Raw genomic sequence first — 21,384 nt, forward strand, 5'->3', positions numbered from 1 at the left:
TGCTTTGGTCCCTGAGTATTTTTGCCAAGATGAAACGCGGGCTCATTCGTGTTTGTTTTGTCGATCCCGCTCCATCCGGTCCATGACTGCGGTCCATTCGCGATCCCGCAGGATGCGGCGAAAGGCACGGCGCAACTCTCCGACGCCGTCGCGCTGATACCAGCGGCCATGGGCGAGGATGATGCGCTGCGGCCCCCAGTCAATCATGCGCTCGACGCAATCCGCCAAGGGCGCTTTGCGGAACGTCAGACGCATATCGAGCGGCATCTTGCCGTCGCTGTCGTCGATGCCCGCGATCCAGACCAGAGGGCGCATCCAGACAGGCAGCTTGGCGGTTTCGAAGTTCTCGATCAGGTCGGCGAGGATCAGCGTCTCGGAGGCACGGTGGAAAAACACGGCCTCGCGGTGAACGCGCGATCCTGCGACGATCATCTGGTCAATCTCATCGCTCCATGCCGCAGGAGCGTCCTGCGTCAGATCGTGGTCGAAGTCGACCAAGGCGCCTTTTTTCGCTGCGCGCTGTGCGACGCCGGGCGCAGCGAAAGACTGCGCACCGGGATAGGCCGCCTGCCATTCGCTGATATGGCTGTAGTGGATCCAGTTCGGCGCAACCAAGTAGCGGACTGGCCCTAGCACTGCGATTTCGTCTCGCAAGTTGTCGGTTAGCAGCGTCGGGGAATGTACCCAAAGATCACCGGAGTTCAGCCTGATGACGGTGCAACGGGTCGAATAGGGCATGCCATAAAAGCGCAGGGCAGGCCCGTCGATCAGCCAGATGTCGGGTGCCACGGGCTTGAGCGTATTGAGAGGCTCGTAGCCCGTGGCGTGGTTCAGGGTGGACAAACCTAGTCAGTCACGCGGACGGCGGTGATGCGGTCAGGCTCACCTACAACGGCGCCGTTGCCGCCCGTGCCCCGCTTGATTGCGTTCACCACGTCCATGCCGTCCGTTACCTTGCCAAAGACGGTATATTGGCCGTTCAGGTGCGGGGCAGGTTCGAACATGATGAAGAACTGGCTGTTGGCGCTGTCAGGGCTTTGGCTGCGCGCCATGCCCAGAACACCGGGCTCGAAGGGTTGATCCGAAAACTCGGCCTCGAGATCAGGCATGTCGCTGCCTCCGGTGCCCGCGCGGCGCATGTCGCCGCCGTCGTATTTGCCGAACTGGACATCGCCGGTTTGCGCCATGAAGCCGTCGATCACCCGGTGAAAGACGATGCCGTCATAGGCGCCCTGCTCGGCCAAGGCCGTGACCCGCTCGACATGATTGGGCGCGACATCCTCGTAAAGGTCGATGGTGACGGTGCCGTTGGCCTCGCCTGCGATGTCGATTTCAAGGCCGGTCGCCAGCGCAGGTGCGCCTGCAGTGATCAAGAGTGCAGTCAGGAGATTACGCATCTGCGGCCACCTTGACGCTGATCATGCGGTCGGGATTTGCGGGCGGCTCGCCCTTGGTGATGTTGTCGACCAGATCCATGCCCTGAATGACGCGGCCATAGACGGTGTATTGGCCGTTGAGGAAATGGTTGTCCTTGAAGTTGATGAAGAATTGGCTGTTGGCGCTGTCGGGATTGGCACTGCGCGCCGCGCCCAAAGTGCCGCGATCATGCGGGATCTTGGAAAACTCGGCCTTGAGGTTGGGCAGATCGCTGCCGCCAGTGCCTGCGGCGCGGGGGTTGTAATCTTTCTCCATGTTGGCGTTCTGCACGTCGCCGGTCTGCGCCATGAAGCCGTCGATCACCCGGTGGAACGCGACGTTGTCATAGGCGCCGCTGCGCGCCAGCTCTTTCATGCGCTCGGAATGGCCGGGGGCCACGTCGGGCAGCAACTCGATCGCGACGGTGCCGTCCTTCAGCTCGATCAGGATCGTGTTCTCGGGGTCTTTGATCTCGGCCATGGATGGGCCTCCTTTTTCAAATGCGTCGCTGCAATATCTAGGGGTTCGGTCCGCGCTTGCCAAGCGCGCCCGGCTTGACGCCCGCGCGGCGCCGCGCCAAGAGAGGCGGCGACCGCGGGACCAAGGAGAGACAGATGAGCTGGAAGACCCTCGATGACATGGACCTGAATGCCAAGCGTGTTCTGGTGCGCGTCGATATCAACGTGCCGGTCGAAGGCGGGCGCGTGACCGATGCCACCCGGATCGAGCGGATTGCGCCCACGGTCGAGGATATTCTGTCCAAGGGTGGGCGCCCGATCCTCATTGCCCATTTCGGCCGGCCCAAAGGCAAGGTCGTGCTGGATCTGTCGCTGCGCATCGTGATCCCCGCGCTGGAAAAGGCGCTGGGCCATAGCGTGCGCCTGATCGAGACGCTGGACGGCGCCGAAAACCTGACCGCCGAGGCGGAGGCGGCCGAGGTCTTGCTGCTTGAGAACATTCGTTTTTATCCCGGCGAAGAGGCGAACGATCCCGACTTTGCCGCGCGCCTTGCTGCCTTGGGCGATATTTACTGCAACGATGCGTTTTCTGCCGCGCATCGCGCCCATGCCAGCACGACGGGTATCGCGCATCTCATGCCCTCCTGCGCCGGGCGCCTGATGCAGGCCGAGCTGGAGGCGCTGGAGGCCGCGCTCAGCCATCCCAAGCGGCCCGTCGCCGCCGTGGTAGGCGGTGCCAAGGTGTCGACCAAGCTCGATCTGCTGAGCAACCTTGTCGAAAAGGTCGATAGCCTCGTAATTGGCGGTGGCATGGCCAATACCTTCCTCGCGGCCCAAGGTTTGCATGTCGGCAAGTCCCTTTGCGAGCATGACATGGCCGCCACAGCGCGCGAGATCATGACCAAGGCCGCTGCTGAGGGATGCGAGATCATTCTGCCCGCCGATATCGTCGTCGCGCGCGAATTCGCGGAAAATGCCGCGAGCGAAACGCTCGCGGTGCATCTATGCCCCGACGACGCGATGATCCTCGACGCCGGTCCGCAAAGCGTACGGCGCGTGGCGCAGGTTCTGGATGGCGCCCGTACACTGATCTGGAACGGCCCGCTGGGCGCGTTCGAGATTTCTCCATTTGATACCGCCACCAACGAGGCGGCGCGTCATGCTGCCGAAAGAACCCGCGCGGGCCAGCTGATCTCGGTGGCGGGCGGGGGTGATACGGTCGCCGCGCTAAATCGTGCGGGCGCGGCAGAGGACTTCACCTATATTTCCACAGCGGGCGGAGCCTTCCTCGAATGGATGGAGGGCAAGGACCTGCCCGGGGTCGCGGCGCTCAAGGGCTGATCGTTAGCGCCACCACAATTGCAAGGACGCGCGCGCTGACCTAAAAGCGCGTCAAAGAGCAGACCAGAACAGCGGAGCCGATCCAATGCCGAACGCAGCCCAAGCAGATAGAATTCGTGCCGGAAACGGCTTTATCGCCGCGCTCGACCAGTCTGGCGGCTCGACGCCCAAGGCGCTGGCCCAATATGGCGTGCCCGAAAGCGCCTATGGCAGCGACGCCGAGATGTTCGACCTGATCCACGCAATGCGCGCGCGCATCGCCCAGGCCCCCGATTTCAACGGTGACAAGGTCGTGGGCGCGATCCTGTTCGAGATGACGATGGACCGCAAGATCGACGGCAAACCCTCCGCGCAATATCTGTGGGAAGAGCGCGCCGTCGTGCCCTTCCTCAAGGTGGACAAGGGCCTGGCCGACGAAGTCGATGGCGTGCGCCTGATGAAGCCGATGCCGGAGCTCGACGCGCTTTGCGAGCGCGCCGCCGCTGCGGGCGTCTTCGGCACCAAGATGCGCTCGGTCATCGACGCGGCCTCGGCCAGCGGGATCGACGCGGTCGTGGCGCAGCAATTCAAGGTGGGCCAGCAGATCCTCGGCCACGGCCTCATCCCAATCATCGAGCCCGAGGTCACGATCAGCATCAAGGACAAGGCCGAGGCCGAAGCGCTTTTGCTGGATACGCTCACCCGCCATCTGGATGCGCTTCCCAAAGGCATCGAGGTGATGCTGAAACTGACGCTGCCCGAGACCGCAAACCACTACCGCGCCCTGACGGAACATCCCGCCGTGATGCGCGTCGTCGCCCTTTCGGGTGGCTACAGCCGGGACGAGGCGAACCGCCGACTGTCCGAAAATACGGGCATCATCGCCAGCTTCAGCCGCGCGCTGACCGAGGGCCTCTCGGCCGATCAATCGGACAACGAGTTCAACAAGACGATCGGCGCGACGATTGACAGCATCCACGCGGCATCAGTCGCGGGCTAGACGCGCGCGCCCATTCTTCTTGCTGAAAATATCCCCGCCGGAGGCATGAAAACCCTTTTGGCGGCCGCTCAGCCCAGCCGCGCCAGAACCGCCCCGGTATCGATCCCCGAAATCGCGCCCGCGCTGCGTCCCCGCTCGCCCGTCAGCCGCGTGGCAATATAGGCGTCCGCAACAGCGGGTGGCGACTGCCGGATCAAGATCGAGGCGGTCAGCAGGGTCGCGAGACTGTCGGCATACCAGCGTGCCTGGCCTTCGTCGGGAAGGCGCGGAAAACGCCCCATATGCGCGCGCAGGGCGGCGTCGTAGCGGCGGTATTCACCTGTCACCGCGCCCAGCGCATCGCTCAGAGCTTCGCCGGCCAGCGGCACCTCGCGCAGGATGCGGATGATCTCTAGGCAGAGCGCGTTGGCAGGCCCTTCCCACAGGCCGTTCAGAGGCGCTTCGCGGTAGAGAAGGGGCAAAGGCGAGGCTGCGTCGTATCCCGCACCGCCGATGCATTCGAGCGCTTCGGCGATGGTGGGCGCGCAGAGGCGGTTGTTCAGATATTTGGCCAAAGCGGCGCCCAGCCGGGCAAAGGCGCGGGCATGCTCGCTACCCTCGTCGAAGGCGCGCGCGACGGTCAGGCTGAAGGCCAGCGCGCCCTCCCAGTCCAGCGCCAGATCGGCGAGGACGCTTCGCATCAGCGGCTGATCGATCAGCTGCGCCTCTCGCACCGTACGGTGGCTACACCAGTGATGCGCCGCACCCAGCGCCGCGCGCATGAGGCCAGCGGGGGCGATGCCCGCATCGAGGCGGGTATGCAGGACGGTGTCGCGCAGCCGGGCCAGTCCGTCACCCTCTTCGCCCAGCGGATAGGCCAGCGCATCGGCAAACTCTATCTCGGCCACCGCGGCCGCCCGGCCGCCCAGCATCTCCTTCAGCCGCTGGATATGCACGGCGTTGCGCGTCCCTTCCAGCCACCGCGGCACCAGAAACAGGGTCAGCCCACCGGGCGCTTGTGCCAGTGTAATGATGCCGTCGGCCATCGGTGCCGTGCAGGCCCATTTATGTCCGCGCAGACGATACGCATCGCCGTCTCTGACCGCGCACGTCGTGATCGCCGCCGCGTCCGTGCCGCCCTGCTTCTCGGTCACGGCCATCGCCATCGTCGCGCCGGCCTTTTGTCCCAGCGGGCGGATCGCCGGATCGTAAAGGCGCGCCGTCAGCTTGGGCACCCAATCGTCGAAGAGGCGCGGCGCCGCGCGCAGGGCAGGGGGCGCCGCGTAGGTCATCGTCATCGGCGCGCAAAGGCCCGGCGCGATCTGTGCCGTCATATAGACCATCGCGGCGTGGGTTGAATGCCCGCCCTCCGCGCCCTCCCACGGCAAGGCGGCGTATCCGGCGCCCAGCCCCGCTTGCATGATCTCGTGATAGGCGGGGTGGTAGACCACCTCGTCCACGCGCCGCCCCCCGGCGTCGAATAGCCGGGCATGGGGTGCGATGCGATCCGCTTCTTGCGCGGTGTCGCGCATCGCGCTGCGGCCCATCTTGCGTCCGAAAAGGGCCAGGTGATCGCCATCCCCGCCAAAGGCATGATCCTGCAGGGCAGGATCGCTTGCCCACATATCCAGATCGCCGCGCGCGGGCGGCTGATTTGTCACGGCATGCGTGTCCGTCTCCAAATGTGGGCCGGAGGGGTGTAGACGGGTATGCGGCATTCGGAGATCTCCCTTAACGTGTGCATTTACGCGGGGCCGCCACAAGATTGCAACGCCCGCCATGCCGATCCTGCGGAGCCCAGAATTATGATTCACAAGTCGTCGCTGCTGTGGCAATGTGCACCAAAGCCCGTCCAGAGGCCCGATAATGAGGCAAGAGCAGCCATGCACCGCAAAAAGCCCCCTTTGGGCGTCTTCGTCTATTTCTTGATCGCGTTCGCATTGGGAACGTACTTCACCTTTGCGGCCGTGCAGGGGGATTATGGCCTCTTTAGCCGCGCCACGATCGAGGCCGAGGCTAGCGAGTTGCAAGCGCAGCTAGATGCGCTGAATGGCGAGATCGCTGTGATGGAAAATCTGACGCGGCGTCTGTCGGACACGTATCTGGATCTCGACCTTCTGGACGAGCAGGCGCGCTCTGTGATCGGCCTGCTGCGCAGCGACGAAATCGTCATCCGCTGACTTGGATTTCAGCCTGTCACAACTCCGGCTTGCCAGCCTGCGCCGCGCGGGCGTAACGTGCCCCAAGGGTGCAACTGTTTGTGCCGGGGATAGTTTAAAGCTAAACTATTCCGATACACGTGCCAACCAAGGGGACACATGCCAATGGCTGCCCAGAAGAAAGCAAGCAAATCAAACGCTTCGGCCGACGAGCTGAAGGCGTATTATCACGACATGCTGCTGATCCGTCGATTCGAGGAAAAGGCGGGACAACTCTACGGGATGGGCCTGATTGGCGGTTTCTGCCATCTCTATATCGGGCAAGAGGCCGTCGTCGTTGGCCTCGAGGCCGCGGCCGAGGAAGGCGACAAGCGCATCACCACCTATCGCGATCACGGTCATATGCTGGCCTGCGGGATGGACCCCAACGGCGTCATGGCCGAGCTGACGGGCCGCGAGGGTGGCTATAGCCGCGGCAAGGGCGGCTCGATGCACATGTTTTCCAAGGAAAAGCATTTCTACGGCGGCCACGGCATCGTGGGCGCAAACGTGCCCTTGGGCGCGGGCCTCGCGTTTTCGGACAAATACCGCGAGAACGACCGCGTGACCTTTACCTATTTCGGTGACGGTGCGGCGAACCAGGGCCAGGTCTATGAGACGTTCAACATGGCCAAGCTGTGGGATCTGCCCTGCATTTTCGTGATCGAGAACAACCAGTATGCGATGGGCACGGCGCAAAAGCGCTCGACGTCCAGCCCCGAGCTTTACAAGCGCGGCGAGGCGTTCGGCATCCCCGGCGAGGCGGTCGATGGCATGGATGTGCTGGCCGTGAAGGAAGCGGGCGAGAAGGCGGTGGCGCACTGCCGTTCGGGCAAAGGCCCCTATATTCTGGAAATCAAGACATACCGCTATCGTGGTCACTCGATGTCGGACCCGGCCAAGTACCGGACCCGCGACGAGGTGAACAAGATGCGCGACGAAAAGGACTGCATCGAGCATGTCCGCGATTTGCTGCTGACCGGCAAGCACGCGACCGAGGAGGATCTGAAATCCATCGACAAGGAAATCAAGAAGATCGTCAACGCCTCGGCTGAGTTCGCCAAGGAAAGCCCAGAGCCGGATGAGGCTGAGCTGTGGACCGATGTCTACGCCGCCGAAATCCCGCAGAAAGCCTGAGGAGCCACGCATATGCCGACAGAAATTCTCATGCCCGCCCTCAGCCCCACGATGGAAGAGGGCACGCTTGCCAAATGGCTGGTCAAAGAGGGCGACACCGTGTCCTCCGGCGACATTCTGGCCGAGATCGAGACCGACAAGGCCACGATGGAGTTTGAGGCCGTCGATGAGGGCACCATTGGCAAGATCCTGATCGACGCCGGCACCGAGGGCGTCAAGGTTAACACCGCAATTGCCGTCCTGCTGGAGGAAGGCGAAAGCGCCGACGATATCGACACGGACGCCAAGGCCGAGGCCCCCAAGGAAGAGGCCAAGGATGAGGCCGCAGCGCCCAAATCCGACGCGCCCAAGGCCGTGCCCGCGCAAGCCAAGGCGCCTCAGCCGGACCGCACGCCCGATTGGCCCGAAGGCACCGAGACGAAAAAGCAGACCGTCCGCGAGGCGCTGAACGAGGCGATGGCCGAGGAGATGCGCCGCGACAAGGAGGTCTTTATCATGGGCGAGGAGGTGGCTGAATATCAGGGCGCCTACAAGATCACCCAGAACCTTCTGCAGGAATTCGGCGCCAAGCGCGTGATCGACACCCCCATCACCGAGCATGGCTTTGCCGGGATCGGCGTCGGCGCGGCCTTTGGGGGGTTGAAGCCCATTGTCGAATTCATGACCTGGAACTTTGCCATGCAGGCGATCGACCAGATCATCAACTCGGCGGCCAAGACGCTCTATATGTCCGGCGGGCAGATGGGCTGTCCCATCGTCTTCCGTGGCCCCAACGGCGCCGCCGCCCGCGTGGGCGCACAGCACAGTCAGGATTATGCGGCGTGGTACGCCCATATCCCCGGCCTCAAGGTGGTGCAGCCCTATTCGGCGTCCGACGCAAAGGGCCTCCTGAAAACCGCGATCCGCGATCCGAACCCGGTTGTCTTCTTGGAAAACGAGATCCTCTACGGCAAGTCCTTCGATGTGCCGGTCATGGAGGATTACACCGTTCCCTTCGGTAAGGCGCGCATCTGGCGCGAGGGCGATGATGTGACCATCGTCAGCTTTGGCATTGGCATGACCTATGCGATGGAGGCCGCCGAAAAGCTGGCAGAGGACGGTATTTCTGCCGAGGTGATCGACCTGCGCACCCTGCGCCCCATCGACTACGACACCGTCATTGCCTCGGTTCAGAAAACAAACCGCTGCGTGACCGTCGAAGAGGGCTTCCCGGTGGCGTCCATAGGCAACCACCTGTCGGCTGTGATCATGGAGCGTGCCTTCGACTACCTCGACGCGCCGATCATCAATTGCCTCGGCAAGGACGTGCCCATGCCCTATGCGGCCAACCTCGAAAAGCTGGCGCTGACCTCGACCAAAGAGGTCTTGGACGCGGTGCATAAAGTGACCTACCGGTAAGGAGACAGAGCGATGCCGACAGAAATTCTGATGCCCGCCCTCTCTCCGACAATGGAAGAAGGCACATTGGCGAAATGGCTGGTCAAGGAGGGCGATACGGTCAATTCCGGCGACCTTCTGGCCGAGATCGAGACGGACAAGGCCACGATGGAATTCGAGGCCGTGGATGAAGGCACAATCGGCAAGATCCTGATCGAGGCCGGAACCGAAGGCGTCAAGGTGAACACCGCCATCGCCGTTCTGCTGGAAGAAGGCGAAACCGCAGACGACATCAAGGAGGGCGGAAGCGCGCCCGCAAAAGAGGAGCCCAAAGAGGCGCCTAAGTCGGAAGACAAGGCACCCTCGGAGAACAGTGCTCCTGCCGAGGCCGCCGAGGCGCCCGCTGCACCCAAAAACGCCGATGGCGAGCGTATCTTTGCCTCGCCCCTCGCGCGGCGCATCGCCGCCGACAAGGGTCTCGACCTTAGCCAGATTGACGGCTCGGGCCCGCATGGGCGCATCGTCAAGGCGGACGTGGAAAACGCAACGGCCAAGCCCGCCAAGAAGGCCGATGCCGCCGAGGCGGATGCCGTTGGTGCCCCCGCCGCGACCAAACCTGCTCCGGCAGGCCAATCTGCCGATGCCATCGCCAAGATCTACGAGGGCCGCGAGTATACCGAGGTCAAGCTGGACGGTATGCGCAAGACGATCGCCGCACGCCTGACCGAGGCCAAGCAGACCGTTCCGCATTTCTACCTGCGCCGCGACATCCGCCTGGATGCGCTGCTCAAGTTTCGGGGCGAGCTTAACAAGCAACTCGAAGGGCGCGGCGTAAAGCTGTCGGTGAATGACTTCATCATCAAGGCCTGCGCGCTGGCGCTTCAATCCGTTCCGGCGGCCAATGCCGTCTGGGCCGGGGACCGCGTGCTGCAACTGAGGCCGTCGGACGTGGCGGTCGCCGTGGCCATCGAAGGCGGGCTCTTTACTCCCGTTCTCAAGGATGCGGATATGAAGTCGCTCTCGTCGCTGTCGACCGAGATGAAGGATCTGGCCAGCCGCGCACGCGACCGCAAGCTGGCCCCGCATGAATATCAGGGTGGTAGTTTCGCAATCTCAAACCTCGGCATGATGGGCATTGATAATTTCGACGCGGTCATTAACCCGCCGCATGGCGCGATCTTGGCTGTGGGCGCGGGTGTGAAAAAGCCCGTCGTCGGCAAGGATGACGAGCTGTCGATCGCAACGGTCATGTCCGTCACGCTCAGCGTCGATCACCGGGTGATCGACGGCGCGATGGGGGCTGAGCTGCTCAAGCATATCGTCGAGAACCTCGAAAACCCGATGGTCATGCTGGCCTGATTGCCACAGACAGTCTGCAAGAGAAAAACGCGCCCCTAAGGCGCGTTTTTTTGTCGAAGGGTGCGAGGATCACTGTGCTTTTGCAGGGTCACCGACTGCCTAGCATTCGAGAAAACCCTTGCGGGCCAGGCCCCTGCTGTGATTCAGTCACTGATAATCAATAAAAAACTACATGAGGTGAGCGGAATGACTCTTTCCAAGAGTAAATTGATGGCGTGTGCGCTTGTCGCACTGCCGGGCGCGGCGATGTCGCAGCAGATTTCGGGTGCGGCCACGCTGGGCTATGCGCATTCATCGGTCTCGAACGGAGGCGCCGATATGAACGCCTATACCCTGGACGGCGCGGGCGAGATCGACTTTCTCAATGGCCTCGCGCTGGGCATGACGGGTGGTTTTGCCCACGTCGATCCCGATGGCGGCGGCGGCGATATCAGCCTGAAAGATCTGGGCGCGGACCTGTCCTACCGGCTTTATAGCGGCGCCGTCTTTGGTGGGTATCTGGACTACACCGATCTGAGCGGGAACGGCCTTCTGACCGGTAGCGCCGATACGACTTCTTACGGCCTGATGGGTGGATATGACGGGCCTTTGCTCCAGCTTGGAACCAATATCGGTTGGACCGATGTGTCGGGCGCTGGTCTTGGCGGGGTCTCTGACTGGACGGATTATGGCCTGAACGTCTCTTACACTCCGACCGAGCGGACGCGAATTGCAGGGCATTGGCAGCTGAGTGACATCGACAGCGCTGTCGGCGGCAGCGATCTCAGCAGTATCGGCATCGGCGCCAGCCATGATTTCGGGGCTGGCGTCATCGGGTTCGGCGGCATCAGCCGGGTCGATTTCGACGCGGCCAATGTCGATGCGACATCTTTCGGAATCGGCGTCGGCTATGATCTCAGCCAGATTTCGAATGTGCCGGCGCAGATGTCCCTGGAATTGGCCCGGACCACGCTGGATGCGGGCGTGGGCGCCGACACAGATGTCGACACGGTCCGGCTCGGCGTGACAATCCCGCTGGGCGAGCGCCGCAGCGCGGCACCCCTTAACAGCCTTGCCGACAGCATCATGACACCGCGCCACAACGCGCTTTCGACCCTTTTTGACAACGTGTTTTAAGCATGCGGCTTAAGCAAAATGAGCACCGGTCCATATGGGCCGGTGCTCTTTACAGCTCATTACGCCTGGCTTTCAGCGAACACCCAGCAGCTGGTCCATGCGCACCGAAGGCTGATCACATCCCGCCTCGCCGACGATCTTGGCGGGCACGCCCGCCACGGTTTTGCAAGGTGGCACTTCCTCCAGCACGACAGAACCAGCGGCGATACGGCTGCAATGGCCGATCTTGATATTGCCCAGAACCTTGGCACCCGCACCGATCAGCACGCCATCGCCAATTTTCGGGTGGCGGTCCTCGTCATCCTTGCCGGTACCGCCCAGCGTCACGGAGTGAAGCATCGAGACGTTGTCACCAACCACCGCCGTCTCGCCGATGACGATGCTATGGGCGTGGTCGATCATAATCCCCTTACCGATCCTGGCCGCGGGATGAATATCGACGCCGAACACCTCGGATACCCGCATCTGGAAAAACCGCGCCATATCGCGCCGCCCCTCCTGCCATAGCTGATGGGCAATCCGGTGCGCCTGGATTGCCTGAAACCCCTTGAAGAAAAGCAGAGGCAGAATGTAGCGATCACAAGCAGGGTCACGGTCAAAAACAGCCACGATATCCGCCCGCGCCGCGATGCCGATGTCAGGATCCTGCCGATAGGCGCGATCGCATATTTCGCGCAGGATCTGTTCAGGCATTTCGTTCGAAGCCAGCTTCATGGACGTGCGATAAGCCAGCGCAGATTCCAGCGACTTGTGGTGTAAGATGCTGGAATGCACCATGCCCCCCATCAGCGGCTCGTTCTGGACCGCAGCCTCGGCCTCGTCCGCGATCTGGTGCCATACCGGATCGCAATTGTTCAGCTGTGCGTGCGATTTGCCCATAGCGTGGCTCCTTCTGTATGGGGCTGAATATAGCACGCGCGACATGATGGCAAAATGCAAAGTGGTGATGGCGCCCATGACCGGCGCGCATCACCTATTGCGCCCGCGATGTTGTCAGTCCGTCACAGCCATCTTTGCAAAGAGACCGGGACCGAACTTGGCCGAGACCTGAGCCACCTCGATATCGTACACCCCTGCAACACCGTCGGTGGCCTTTTGCGCCGCCTCGTAACACCATGAGGGCTCTGTCGTAGACTGCTCACGCAGGATTGCGCCTCCTTGGGAAACCCGGATGAGGTAGCTTTCACTTTCTTCGCCCAGCGGCACTTCCGGCGTATCCCAGCGATCCCCGTCAATCCGCGTGCGCCGGATCCAGCTGATGTCCGTGCTGCCCTCCGCAGTTGTGCGCGCGCGCAGATGAACCGGGCTGTAGGGTCGCAGCCCCAGTCCCTCGAAGGCAATAACCGCGTGCTGATAGGACGGATCATCGACCGCACGCCCGGCAGGACCTACCCTGTAATGCTGCGCCCTCCGGCGTAAGCCATCCGCCAGCTCTATCTGTCCGGGGATCCCGTTCATCATCACCAGATAGCTGCCCGCCGGCCATGGCGTCGCGGCCAGCGCTTCAGTGCCTAACTGTCCGCGCAGGCGATAGGTGAGAAAATAGGTATCCGGCCCGACTAGCACCGCATCTCGGAATTGCATTAACTCCCAGCCATCGACGCTGCCATCCCCGATGGCGCAAAGGTTGGCGCCCCCAAGTATTGCGTCGGTATCGACGCTTTCCAGCCGACCAGAGAGCATGCGCACGGTCACGCCGTCCCCTCGGTCGATCATACCGGGATATCCTGAGTTCAGCGCCGTTTCCAAAACCCCGATGCTCGAGCGCGCCTCGATTCGGCGGTTGAGTTGATAGTTTGAGTCGCTCCCGGAAGCGTAAAGTGCGGCTGGCCCTGGCCAAGGCTGCGCGGTGACGGCCAGATGCGGCGCTACCGGATCCTCCTGCCCGGTCATCAGCGGCAAATCGAGGAAGAGCGGCAGGACCGGTACCGGCGGCACGAAGGGTCGAACGGCAGGCGGTGTTTCCTCGATGTCGATGGGTCGATAGCTTTCGGGCTCAATGCGCACGCCGTCGATCCGCTGTGCATTTCCCATCTGCTCGACCCGGTCAATCCGGAAGAGACCCTTGCCACCGGCCTCGCTTAGTCCGATCACATCACCGGCCCCCAGCGACAGCATGGATGGCGGCAGCGTCAGCCGTACGGTATCAATGGACACGCGCGCCTCCGACAGCCACCGTTCCGTGACGGCCCGGCCCTCGGCTCGCGTCATGGCCAACGGTACCTCCGAGGTCGACACCGCATGCGTGACGTCGTCTGGCAGCACCGCTTCTTCGGCTACCACGTCGAAATCGCTGTCTGCCTCAACAAACCTCAATCGCACACGCCCCGCGATTTCAGCGGATCCGGCCCGCGTTTCCTCTAATGTCGTTGCGCTCTCGCCGTCCCGGACCAGATCGTCCATTCCGATCTGGGCATCTGCCAGGCCGTCGCGCATGCGAAACCGTAATACGCCGTCCCGCTCGATCGCGTCGAAGCCGTATCGCAGCATCAAGGGCTGCAACGCCGCCCGCGCTTCGCTGACTTGATCAATCGAATAGCCGCTCACATAGCCGTAAAGTTGCGACGTATCGACATGCCGCGCGCCAGCGCGCTTCGTTATTTCCTGCACGATGGACGCAAGCGATCGCGCGGCAGTCCGCCCCGTAATCCAATGCCCGCGCGCGTAGTTTCGGCCGTCCTCCCACAGGCTGCGATTATTGGGAAAATAAGGGAACGGGCGCGCATCCCAGGCCCAGACATAGGCTCTGTCGATGTCGATCATGGGCGCGTCATATTCCTCGGACACCGGATTATTTGCCGGATTGGTCCAATAACTGCGCAGTGCGCGCAGGTACTGGCGCTGGATCAGGTCGTCGCGCTGCCCGTTCGAGAATCGCGGCAAGGCAGACTCGGATGATTTCACATCGACGAACTTGTTCGGCTCGTTCGTCCCCTTGTCGATCGCGGCGCACCCGATCTCGGTAAAGCGGATTGGCTTTGACGTGGGTATCCAAGGGCTGGGCTGTTCCACCCGCAAGCCATCGACCCGGTCGTGATGCGCGTTCTGCCACCAGTTGCGAATGTCCTTGTAGCGCCAAACCCAAGGCTCGCCGTAGGCCTCGTCCGTAATCGGCGTACGGATTTGGGCGTCCCGTGCCTCGGGCGAGTGATAGAACCAGTCATACCCCTCGCCGCCTTCGACATTTGCCTTGAGGTAGTCCAATGCGTAGATCGAGCCCCAACTGGCATCCGCGTGATCCTGTCCATCGCGCCAATCCGACAGTGGCATGTAATTGTCGATACCGATAAAATCGATATTCGCGTCCGCCCAAAGAGGATCGAGATGAAAATACCGGTCCCCGCTGCCGTCTTGTGGTTGGTATCCAAAATATTCGGACCAATCCGCCGCATAGCTGATCTTGACGTCAGGCCCGAGAATCTGGCGCACCTCTGCCGCCAGATCGATCAAAGCTTCGACCGCTGCGAAACGGCCGTCAGCCCCACGCAGCTGTGTCAGGCCGCGCATTTCCGATCCGATACAGAAGCTCTCGACGCCGCCCGCCTTGGCACAAAGCGCTGCATAATGCAGGATAAACCGGCGATAGCCCCATTCATCAGGGCCGCTGTAATAGACCGCGTCCGTAGCGGTCGGGGGCAGCAGCGACAGAAGGTCAAAATTATCATTCTCTCTCGACTCACGCGGGCCTGTAGGCGCACTGGGCGCTGGCGGATTCAGACTAAAATCAGCGGCACTCGCCGTGCCGAAAAATGCTGCAATCTGCGCATCCGCTTCTGCTGTGCCATCGGGGGTTCCCGGCAAGTCGGGTGCCAATGACAGCGTGATACGGCCTCGCCACGGAAGAGATGGCTGGCCCTCCTCGCCGCTGTAGGGATCGGGCAGGTCATTCCCGGCGACTTGATCCATCAGAATAAACGGATAGAACATCACCTCCTGCCCTGCATTCTTCAGAGCTTCGATAGCCTCCAATACGGCGGCATCGGCGGGGGTGCCGCCATAAATGGGATTGCCGCCCCCAGTCTGCGGAACAACCTGCGCGGTCCCGCGCCTCAAACCAGCGACAGTCCACGGCATGTTGCGCGCGTCATATTCTTTCTGCTCCACCTTGGGTCGCAGGCTGCACATGCCGCAGCGCAGGTCGTCACCGAACCAGCTGACGACCAAAGATGCGCTGCTGCATACCGGCAACTCGCCCTTAAGCGCGTCCAGCGAGGTGCTGAAATCGGCCTTGCCCGATGGCGTATTGACGTTCGCCAATGCCGAGGCGCCTGCACCAAAATTCATCGTGACGGGCGACGTAGCCAAGGCGTACTCGCCGCTGCCTGGCAGCATGGCAACCGCGCGCACCGCGCGCGCGGGGTCCAGATCGGCACTTTCCTCATTCGATTGCGAAGGGCGCGTCACTTCAAAGGTAAACTGCGGAACGCGGTTGCCGAATTGTCCCAGCTCCAAATCCTCGATTACGACATATGCCGTGCCCCGATAGGCTGGCACTGTTCCTGCGCCTTCGACTGCCTCGATGCGCGGATCCGGAAGCTGATCTTGACTGCCGGTGTAAACCCGCATCGCCAGCGAATCTCGCGCGATCTCACCACCGTCGGCCCAGATCCGCCCGACATGGCTGATCTCACCCTCGCAAAGCGCAAGGGCGAGGCTGACGGAATAGCTGAACTGCCGTGTCTTGGGCGCGCTGGGCGCACCCTTGCCGCCCCCGCCCGTCACGTTAACTTCTTCGCGGAATTCGGTCGCCCAGATGACCTGCCCGGCGACCCGCATACGCCCATAAACCTGCGCGATCGCGTCCCCCTCGCCTGAGCCGGTCAAACGCAAGCGACTGGTCCGCCCCGTCTCCACCACGTCCGAACCTTGGCCCAGCAGCCGCTGGTCGATAGAGCGTCCTATGATGCCACCGGCAAAACGCCCGGCCGCAGCCATGGAGAGGCCCAGGACAGTCCCGCCCATCGAGCCGCCCAGTGCCGCACCCGCGGCAGATAATAGAATGGTCGCCATCAGGCATGCTCCTCGGGAAATGTGAATCGCGCCACGATGCGCCGCCGCCAAGGCAGGCTAAGCGGGCTTTCGACCACCGAATGGCCGGAATACGCGTGAATGAAGGACGCATCCGCGCCGATGCGTCCGGCGATGCCCAGATGCTTGGCAACCGCCCCATCGCGCATGCGAAAGAGAATCACGTCACCTGGGGCCTCGCAGTCTGGAAGCTTGGGTTGAAGGTGCCTCTGCGCGGCCTGCCACAGTACTTCGATCCGCGCAGGCTCGGACCAGTCCATTGAATAGGCGGGCGGGGCCTCGGGTTCACGCCCCAGCACCTCGCGCCACACGCCGCGCAGCAGACCCAGGCAATCTGTGCCAGCGCCTTTGCAGGACGCCTGATGCAGATAAGGCGTGCCGATCCAGCCGCGCGCGGCTGCGGTGATCTCGTGGCCCAATGTATTGCTCATCGTCTGCTCCCCCCGTTGAGGGCGCTTGATCGTGCTGGATCGCTGATCGACCAATCATCACCGGGAATGTCCGGAAAGCCTTGGAAATTGTAGAAATTCTGGAATTTCAGGCGGCAGGTCACGGCCCGCTTGTCGCACCCCGCATCGAGACGCAGCAGGTCGTCCGTGCCCACATCGGCGCGCAAGGGATGCCACAGCTCAATCACGCGTTCGGCGTTGGTAGAGACATCCTTCTTGATAAGGCCATGGAGCCCGGTGGCAGCCCCGCCCAGAACGCTCAAACGGCCATGCTGAAACCAACCAGAATCGAATCCGCCGAAAGCGTCGAAGCGAAAAATGCGGCGGTCCTCTATGATCCGTGCCAGACGTTCAGTCGAATACCCCGCGGCGTTCATGTCAAACCTGCAATCGCGATCCCCCAGTACGGCAGAGCATGGCTTTTGATAGACCCGTCCCAAGGGCCGGTTCAGCGCCTCTGTCAGTCCGCGCAGTTCCGCCTCGAAAGCCCCGCCGGAACGGCGCAATTCACCGATGGTGCCGCGAAATTGCAACTGCCGCTGCGCCACGTCCTGCCAATTTACCAGCCATGCGGAAATCTCGGCGCCGTCATAACGGCCGGCCTCAATATCCTCTTCGCGGATCGACGCATCGCTCAGCGCGCCCAGCGCCTCGGTATTGTCCACCGAAAGGCCCGTCGTCTGCTGTATCGCCAAGGCGCTTAGTCCGGTATCGGCGCGAAAGGTCACGCCGCCAAACTCCAGTGGCCCGTCATGGTCGGTAAAGCCCAGCACAACACCGTCCTTGCGCGTCAGCGCCCAGGCACGGCAGGTCGTCGTAATGCCGCTTTTCAGATGGGCCTCCAGGCCTGCGTTCATCCCGCTCATACCCGGATCTCCACCACTGGCACATTGGGCGCGTCTCCGGCCTGAAAGCTGGCGACGCTGACCATGATGCGATCGGTGTCAAAGCGTACAGGCACGTCGAACTCGAACCCGGCCGTCACGGCATCGCCTGCGTTAGGCGGATGCAGAAACGTGACGATGCCTGTTGTGTAATCCACAGTGTAATGCACCGCCTCCTGCTGCTCGTCCCCGCCCAGCCCGATGCGAACAGATCCGCGCACCGGCTTGGTCACGGGCCGCGCGTAGTCATGGACGCCAGAGCGGTAGGTCTTGGTCAGCTGGAAAGTGGGAGTAACGTCGTCTCCGATGGCAATCACCTGATCGTCGTAGCTGGGCTCGATCAACGCTGCACCCGACTTGTAGTCGGCCCAGTCCTTCCACCGAAATCCGTGGATCTGCCCACGCCGCGCTTCGAAAAACGCGATCAGCGTTTCGATATCGTCAAGGCCGCGCATCGCGATGCCAGCGTCATAGCGGCGACGCGAATGCTGCCAAGGCGTGTTACGCTCTTCGAACCCGTTGGCCAGCGTCACGACATCCGTCAGACGCTCCGGTCCGCCGATCGAGCCGAAACTCAGATTGGCGGGGAATCTTACTTCGTGAAAACCCATGACTCTGCTCCCTTACCGATTGCGCTGACCGCGCCCGATGGCGCGGCTCAGCTGCGCGGCGATCTGTCCCTGGCTACGGCGAAATCCCTCGGAATCGGGCGTCGAGATGTTCATCACCACATTCACCGCCCCGCCGCCCCCGCCGCCGCGCACGCCCAGCTTGCCGTCGGGCCCGCGCGCCAGCGGCATGATAGCCTCGGGCCCCGCCTCGCCCATCAGGCCCGTGCCGCCGCGCATGGGGAAGGTCACAGGCCCGCTTACGATGCCACCCGTGGCAAACGGCTGAACGCGGCCTTGGGCAAAACTGCCGCCCTTCTCGAACGGCATAAGCCCCGAGAAGATGCTACCCACCCCGCTCGACAGCAGGCCCCCCACATGGTCGCTCACCGGCTTCACCGCCGCGTTGAACGCGGTGTTGATCATTGAAGTGGCCAAAGTGCGAAGCGACGCCGAAAGGCTGTCACCATCCACCACCGCGCCCTTGATCGCCCGGCTCAGACCCCGGCTGATCCCGCGGTCCAGCATTGCCACATCCTGACCGGTCCGCTCGAACGTGCCGCGCACCCGTGCCAGCTCGGCGTTAAAGGCGGCGGCCATGTTTGTCGCGGCCCCCAGCGAGCCGTCCAGCGCCTCGATCTGCGCGTCCAGCGCGCCGAAATCTTCTCGTTCATCCATCATCATTCGCTCCTCGCAAATCGGGATAGGCTTGCATCAAAGCGTCCAACCTCCCGCGCGCCAGTGGCGCATTTCCCTGCGCCTCGCCCAGCATCACGCGCAGCTCGGCGGGGGTCAGCGCCCAGAATTCCGCAGGCTTCAGGCCAAGATCGCGCAGGCCCGCCTGCATCAGCGCGGGCCAGTCGAAACCGCTCATCGGTCCTCGGGCAGCGTAAATGCCCGCGCCAGCAATTCTGCCGCCGCGCGGGCCGCCGCCAGCGGCCCGCCGTCGATATCGGCCGCGATCAAGTCGCGCTCGGACCCGGTCCAGCCACCGCCGCGCAAGCCCGCAACAATCAGCGCCAGTACGTCACGGGTAGAAAACGCACCCGCCTCAAACCGCTCGACCAACTCCACCAGGGAACCTGCCGACAGCCCGGCCTCCAACTCGGCGAGCGCACCCAAGGTCAGCTTCAGCACCCGCCGCTCACCGTCGATGATCAGAGCCACCTCGCCTGCCCAAGGGTTCGCCATCTCAGATCGCCGTAAAGATCAGGCGGCCCGCCGAAGCCAGCGATAGCTCGTAGGTCGCCTCGCCATCATGCGTTCCCGAATACTCGATCGACGTCACCTGAAACGGCCCCTCGACGATGCCGAAATCGGGGATCACCACCTGAAAGCCGGGTGTCTCGCCGTCGAAAAAGATCTGCCGCGTTCGTTCGTCCGAATCCGCATCGCGAAAGATGCCCGAGCCGCTGATCGCCGCCGATTTGACGCCTGCACCGGAAAGTAGCTCACGCCAGCCGCCCGCACTCTCGAGGCTGGTCACGTCCACGCTCTCGGCGTTGAAGCTGATGCGCGTCGCGCGCAGCCCCGCCACCGATTCGAAATTGCCGTCTCCGGTCAGGTCGACCTTGATCAAAAGGTCTTTTCCGTTCTGAACTGCCATGTGTCTCGTCTCCGATTGTAGTGGTTAAGCCGCGTCCGAAATGCGGGCGCGAAAGGTCAGGTCGATGCGCCGCAGCGCGCCATCGCGCCGCGCTCGCGCCCGATAGAAATGAAGGCCCGCCAAATGACCGCGATCGAGGCTCAGCTCCGCATCGCTCAGCGCATCGCTGACCGCCGCCGCTGCGGCTTTGGCTGCTGCAAAGCCCGCCGCATCGCTCATCACCGACACGGTAAAGCGGTGCCAGGCGCCGCCCCCCGTGGCGTCCGAGCGGTCGCGCACATCCTCGGGGCCGAGCGTCACGTAAAGGGGCGGTAACGTGCCTGCCGGGGGCGCGTCGTAGATTGCTCCGCCCACCAGCGCCGACAGGTCGGGATCGCCCATCAGCTGGCCATAGACGGCCGATTGCAGCGCCGCAGATCCGCCATAGCTCATACTGCCACCTCCTCGGTCGCGTAGCAGGTCAGGTAGCGGCCCAGCGGGTCACGCTCCGTCACTGCCGTGATGTTGAAAACGCGGCTGCCACTGCGCAGCCGTTGCTCGGGCTTGGGGCGCGAAGGCGCACCATGAGGCGCCGCGCGCACCGTGATCCTGTAGCCCGCGCTCGACATCTGGGCCTCGCCATCCACCGTTTCGCGCCCGGTGCGCGCAGCGATATCGGCCCAGATTTCGCCGACTTGGCGCCACGTCTCGGCATATCCGCCCGCCCCGTCGGGAGCCCGCTCGGGCGCCTCCAGCACGAGGCATCGGTTCAGCTTGATCTCGGCCATCAGACAGCGCCTCCACCCAGCAGGCGCACCGTGCGATAGCGCTCGATCAGGCTGGTCACGCCGAAAGGCATGCAGCCGCCGCCCAGCGCCGTGTCGGCGCGGTATTCATAGTAATGTGCGGCCAGCAGCAGCACCGCCTGGCCCAGATCCGCAGGCAGATCGCCCCATAGGGCACCAAAGCCTGCGCGAAACCGCACGATCACCGCACCGCCCGAAGGCACCGGAGGCAGCACCGTGCCCAGCGGCACGAGGCGTGGACGATGGGTATCCCTCTCCAGCCGGTAATGCACCGGATCGGCCGCCTCCTCGCTGCCGGACATATGGCGCAGCACGACCTCTTCGATGGCTTTCACAGGCGCCACTGGCAGGGCCTGACCATAGCCGGTGCGCCAGGCCACCAGCTCCCAAGAGAAGACGCGCTCGATCAGCACCTTGCCCGTGCGCGCCTCGATCGAGGCGATGGCCGCCCGCAGGAAGCTCTGCAAAACCGCATCCTGGATATCATCATCGGCAAAGCCGGTGCCCAGCCGCAAATGCGCCTTGAACTGCTCTATTGGCAGGGCGGCCTCCGGCACGGCGGTTTCTTCAATCAACATCATGGAACAACTCCGATAGTGCCGGATTCCTCCGGTGGTTCAGGCGCGCGACACCCAGCGTTGCTCGGACGGAGGGGAGCAGCTGG

The 21,384-nt window shown here is 63.0% G+C and carries 23 protein-coding genes; 7 read left to right on the forward strand and 16 right to left on the reverse strand.

What is annotated here, in order from left to right; all coding sequences use genetic code 11:
* Positions 1 to 42 precede the first annotated feature (42 nt).
* Genes BW975_RS01480 through BW975_RS01490 form a run of 3 tightly spaced genes read right to left on the reverse strand, consistent with a single transcriptional unit; the run spans position 43 to position 1,896 of the window.
* A complete protein-coding gene (locus tag BW975_RS01480; RefSeq protein ID WP_076530351.1) occupies positions 43 to 843 on the reverse strand; it encodes a DUF4336 domain-containing protein in 801 nt (266 codons plus the stop codon).
* A gap of 2 nt (positions 844 to 845) precedes the next feature.
* Positions 846 to 1,397: a peptidylprolyl isomerase gene (locus tag BW975_RS01485; RefSeq protein WP_076530353.1), complete on the reverse strand. Its 552-nt coding sequence runs from the start codon at positions 1,395 to 1,397 to the stop codon at positions 846 to 848.
* Positions 1,390 to 1,896 (reverse strand): peptidylprolyl isomerase, encoded by a 507-nt coding sequence (locus BW975_RS01490; RefSeq protein ID WP_076530355.1) that lies wholly within the window; start codon positions 1,894 to 1,896, stop codon positions 1,390 to 1,392. The genes BW975_RS01485 and BW975_RS01490 overlap by 8 nt, the downstream gene beginning before the upstream one ends.
* Before the next feature lie 134 nt (positions 1,897 to 2,030).
* On the opposite strand from BW975_RS01490, the gene BW975_RS01495 reads away from it, so the two are divergent.
* Complete coding sequence (locus BW975_RS01495) at positions 2,031 to 3,215, forward strand: phosphoglycerate kinase (protein ID WP_076530357.1); 1,185 nt, start codon at positions 2,031 to 2,033, stop codon at positions 3,213 to 3,215.
* 85 nt (positions 3,216 to 3,300) lie between these two features.
* Positions 3,301 to 4,194, forward strand: coding sequence for a fructose bisphosphate aldolase (locus BW975_RS01500; protein ID WP_076530359.1), 894 nt, complete (start codon positions 3,301 to 3,303; stop codon positions 4,192 to 4,194).
* A 68-nt stretch (positions 4,195 to 4,262) separates the two neighbouring features.
* Here the strand turns inward: BW975_RS01500 and BW975_RS01505 are convergent, their stop codons facing one another.
* Positions 4,263 to 5,834, reverse strand: coding sequence for an acyl-CoA dehydrogenase family protein (locus BW975_RS01505; RefSeq protein WP_335743484.1), 1,572 nt, complete (start codon positions 5,832 to 5,834; stop codon positions 4,263 to 4,265).
* A gap of 222 nt (positions 5,835 to 6,056) precedes the next feature.
* Here BW975_RS01505 and BW975_RS01510 point away from each other — a divergent pair, with 222 nt between their 5' ends.
* From BW975_RS01510 to BW975_RS01530, 5 genes are all read left to right on the forward strand, one after another.
* Positions 6,057 to 6,353, forward strand: a complete 297-nt coding sequence (locus tag BW975_RS01510) for an FtsB family cell division protein (RefSeq protein ID WP_076530363.1) — start codon at positions 6,057 to 6,059, stop codon at positions 6,351 to 6,353.
* A 144-nt stretch (positions 6,354 to 6,497) separates the two neighbouring features.
* Positions 6,498 to 7,508, forward strand: a complete 1,011-nt coding sequence (gene pdhA, locus BW975_RS01515; protein WP_076530365.1) for a pyruvate dehydrogenase (acetyl-transferring) E1 component subunit alpha — start codon at positions 6,498 to 6,500, stop codon at positions 7,506 to 7,508.
* Between the two features lie 12 nt (positions 7,509 to 7,520).
* A complete protein-coding gene (locus tag BW975_RS01520) occupies positions 7,521 to 8,906 on the forward strand; it encodes a pyruvate dehydrogenase complex E1 component subunit beta (RefSeq protein ID WP_076530367.1) in 1,386 nt (461 codons plus the stop codon).
* Positions 8,907 to 8,918: 12 nt separating this feature from the next.
* A complete protein-coding gene (locus BW975_RS01525; RefSeq protein ID WP_076530369.1) occupies positions 8,919 to 10,244 on the forward strand; it encodes a pyruvate dehydrogenase complex dihydrolipoamide acetyltransferase in 1,326 nt (441 codons plus the stop codon).
* A gap of 210 nt (positions 10,245 to 10,454) precedes the next feature.
* Entirely contained in the window at positions 10,455 to 11,360 is a 906-nt protein-coding gene (locus tag BW975_RS01530; protein WP_076530371.1) for a porin family protein, read from the forward strand.
* A 72-nt stretch (positions 11,361 to 11,432) separates the two neighbouring features.
* On the opposite strand, the gene cysE is transcribed toward BW975_RS01530, so the two are convergent.
* The 12 genes from cysE to BW975_RS01590 all read right to left on the reverse strand — a co-directional run bounded on the left by cysE (position 11,433) and on the right by BW975_RS01590 (position 21,301).
* Positions 11,433 to 12,239, reverse strand: a complete 807-nt coding sequence (cysE, locus tag BW975_RS01535) for a serine O-acetyltransferase (protein ID WP_076530374.1) — start codon at positions 12,237 to 12,239, stop codon at positions 11,433 to 11,435.
* Positions 12,240 to 12,353: 114 nt separating this feature from the next.
* Positions 12,354 to 16,370, reverse strand: coding sequence for a baseplate multidomain protein megatron (locus BW975_RS01540; protein WP_076530376.1), 4,017 nt, complete (start codon positions 16,368 to 16,370; stop codon positions 12,354 to 12,356).
* Positions 16,370 to 16,819, reverse strand: a complete 450-nt coding sequence (locus tag BW975_RS01545) for a C40 family peptidase (RefSeq protein WP_076530378.1) — start codon at positions 16,817 to 16,819, stop codon at positions 16,370 to 16,372. Before BW975_RS01545 ends, BW975_RS01540 begins: the two co-directional genes overlap by 1 nt.
* Positions 16,816 to 17,703 carry a DUF2163 domain-containing protein gene (locus BW975_RS01550; RefSeq protein ID WP_076530380.1) on the reverse strand — a complete coding sequence of 296 codons (888 nt, stop codon included), beginning with the start codon at positions 17,701 to 17,703 and terminating at the stop codon, positions 16,816 to 16,818. Before BW975_RS01550 ends, BW975_RS01545 begins: the two co-directional genes overlap by 4 nt.
* Positions 17,700 to 18,332 (reverse strand): DUF2460 domain-containing protein, encoded by a 633-nt coding sequence (locus BW975_RS01555; protein WP_076530382.1) that lies wholly within the window; start codon positions 18,330 to 18,332, stop codon positions 17,700 to 17,702. The genes BW975_RS01550 and BW975_RS01555 overlap by 4 nt, the downstream gene beginning before the upstream one ends.
* A 12-nt stretch (positions 18,333 to 18,344) precedes the next feature.
* Positions 18,345 to 19,007 carry a phage tail tape measure protein gene (locus tag BW975_RS01560; protein ID WP_076533272.1) on the reverse strand — a complete coding sequence of 221 codons (663 nt, stop codon included), beginning with the start codon at positions 19,005 to 19,007 and terminating at the stop codon, positions 18,345 to 18,347.
* Complete coding sequence (locus tag BW975_RS01565) at positions 19,000 to 19,203, reverse strand: rcc01693 family protein (protein ID WP_076530385.1); 204 nt, start codon at positions 19,201 to 19,203, stop codon at positions 19,000 to 19,002. Before BW975_RS01565 ends, BW975_RS01560 begins: the two co-directional genes overlap by 8 nt.
* Entirely contained in the window at positions 19,200 to 19,520 is a 321-nt protein-coding gene (locus BW975_RS01570; RefSeq protein ID WP_076530387.1) for a gene transfer agent family protein, read from the reverse strand. The genes BW975_RS01565 and BW975_RS01570 overlap by 4 nt, the downstream gene beginning before the upstream one ends.
* A 1-nt stretch (position 19,521) precedes the next feature.
* Positions 19,522 to 19,935, reverse strand: coding sequence for a phage major tail protein, TP901-1 family (locus tag BW975_RS01575; protein WP_076530389.1), 414 nt, complete (start codon positions 19,933 to 19,935; stop codon positions 19,522 to 19,524).
* 24 nt (positions 19,936 to 19,959) lie between these two features.
* On the reverse strand, positions 19,960 to 20,367 hold the full coding sequence (locus BW975_RS01580; protein WP_076530391.1) for a DUF3168 domain-containing protein: 408 nt from the start codon (positions 20,365 to 20,367) through the stop codon (positions 19,960 to 19,962).
* Positions 20,364 to 20,702, reverse strand: coding sequence for a head-tail adaptor protein (locus BW975_RS01585; RefSeq protein ID WP_076530393.1), 339 nt, complete (start codon positions 20,700 to 20,702; stop codon positions 20,364 to 20,366). The genes BW975_RS01580 and BW975_RS01585 overlap by 4 nt, the downstream gene beginning before the upstream one ends.
* Positions 20,702 to 21,301, reverse strand: coding sequence for a head-tail connector protein (locus BW975_RS01590; RefSeq protein ID WP_076530395.1), 600 nt, complete (start codon positions 21,299 to 21,301; stop codon positions 20,702 to 20,704). The genes BW975_RS01585 and BW975_RS01590 overlap by 1 nt, the downstream gene beginning before the upstream one ends.
* Between the last annotated feature and the right edge of the window lie 83 nt (positions 21,302 to 21,384).

The organism is Roseovarius nanhaiticus, from assembly GCF_900156535.1.
In the GTDB taxonomy this organism is placed as follows: Bacteria; Pseudomonadota; Alphaproteobacteria; order Rhodobacterales; family Rhodobacteraceae; genus Roseovarius; species Roseovarius nanhaiticus.

Coding starts and splice junctions, on each gene's coding strand:
- BW975_RS01590 (WP_076530395.1), bottom strand. CDS start 21,301: ATGATGTTGATTGAAGAAACCGCCGTGCCGGAGGCCGCCCTGCCAATA.
- BW975_RS01495 (WP_076530357.1), top strand. CDS start 2,031: ATGAGCTGGAAGACCCTCGATGACATGGACCTGAATGCCAAGCGTGTT.
- BW975_RS01510 (WP_076530363.1), top strand. CDS start 6,057: ATGCACCGCAAAAAGCCCCCTTTGGGCGTCTTCGTCTATTTCTTGATC.
- BW975_RS01490 (WP_076530355.1), bottom strand. CDS start 1,896: ATGGCCGAGATCAAAGACCCCGAGAACACGATCCTGATCGAGCTGAAG.
- BW975_RS01530 (WP_076530371.1), top strand. CDS start 10,455: ATGGCGTGTGCGCTTGTCGCACTGCCGGGCGCGGCGATGTCGCAGCAG.
- BW975_RS01520 (WP_076530367.1), top strand. CDS start 7,521: ATGCCGACAGAAATTCTCATGCCCGCCCTCAGCCCCACGATGGAAGAG.
- BW975_RS01555 (WP_076530382.1), bottom strand. CDS start 18,332: ATGGGTTTTCACGAAGTAAGATTCCCCGCCAATCTGAGTTTCGGCTCG.
- BW975_RS01500 (WP_076530359.1), top strand. CDS start 3,301: ATGCCGAACGCAGCCCAAGCAGATAGAATTCGTGCCGGAAACGGCTTT.
- BW975_RS01575 (WP_076530389.1), bottom strand. CDS start 19,935: ATGGCAGTTCAGAACGGAAAAGACCTTTTGATCAAGGTCGACCTGACC.
- BW975_RS01485 (WP_076530353.1), bottom strand. CDS start 1,397: ATGCGTAATCTCCTGACTGCACTCTTGATCACTGCAGGCGCACCTGCG.
- BW975_RS01550 (WP_076530380.1), bottom strand. CDS start 17,703: ATGAGCGGGATGAACGCAGGCCTGGAGGCCCATCTGAAAAGCGGCATT.
- BW975_RS01565 (WP_076530385.1), bottom strand. CDS start 19,203: ATGAGCGGTTTCGACTGGCCCGCGCTGATGCAGGCGGGCCTGCGCGAT.
- BW975_RS01560 (WP_076533272.1), bottom strand. CDS start 19,007: ATGGATGAACGAGAAGATTTCGGCGCGCTGGACGCGCAGATCGAGGCG.
- BW975_RS01580 (WP_076530391.1), bottom strand. CDS start 20,367: ATGAGCTATGGCGGATCTGCGGCGCTGCAATCGGCCGTCTATGGCCAG.
- BW975_RS01545 (WP_076530378.1), bottom strand. CDS start 16,819: ATGAGCAATACATTGGGCCACGAGATCACCGCAGCCGCGCGCGGCTGG.
- pdhA (WP_076530365.1), top strand. CDS start 6,498: ATGGCTGCCCAGAAGAAAGCAAGCAAATCAAACGCTTCGGCCGACGAG.
- BW975_RS01525 (WP_076530369.1), top strand. CDS start 8,919: ATGCCGACAGAAATTCTGATGCCCGCCCTCTCTCCGACAATGGAAGAA.
- BW975_RS01540 (WP_076530376.1), bottom strand. CDS start 16,370: ATGGCGACCATTCTATTATCTGCCGCGGGTGCGGCACTGGGCGGCTCG.
- BW975_RS01570 (WP_076530387.1), bottom strand. CDS start 19,520: ATGGCGAACCCTTGGGCAGGCGAGGTGGCTCTGATCATCGACGGTGAG.
- BW975_RS01585 (WP_076530393.1), bottom strand. CDS start 20,702: ATGGCCGAGATCAAGCTGAACCGATGCCTCGTGCTGGAGGCGCCCGAG.
- cysE (WP_076530374.1), bottom strand. CDS start 12,239: ATGGGCAAATCGCACGCACAGCTGAACAATTGCGATCCGGTATGGCAC.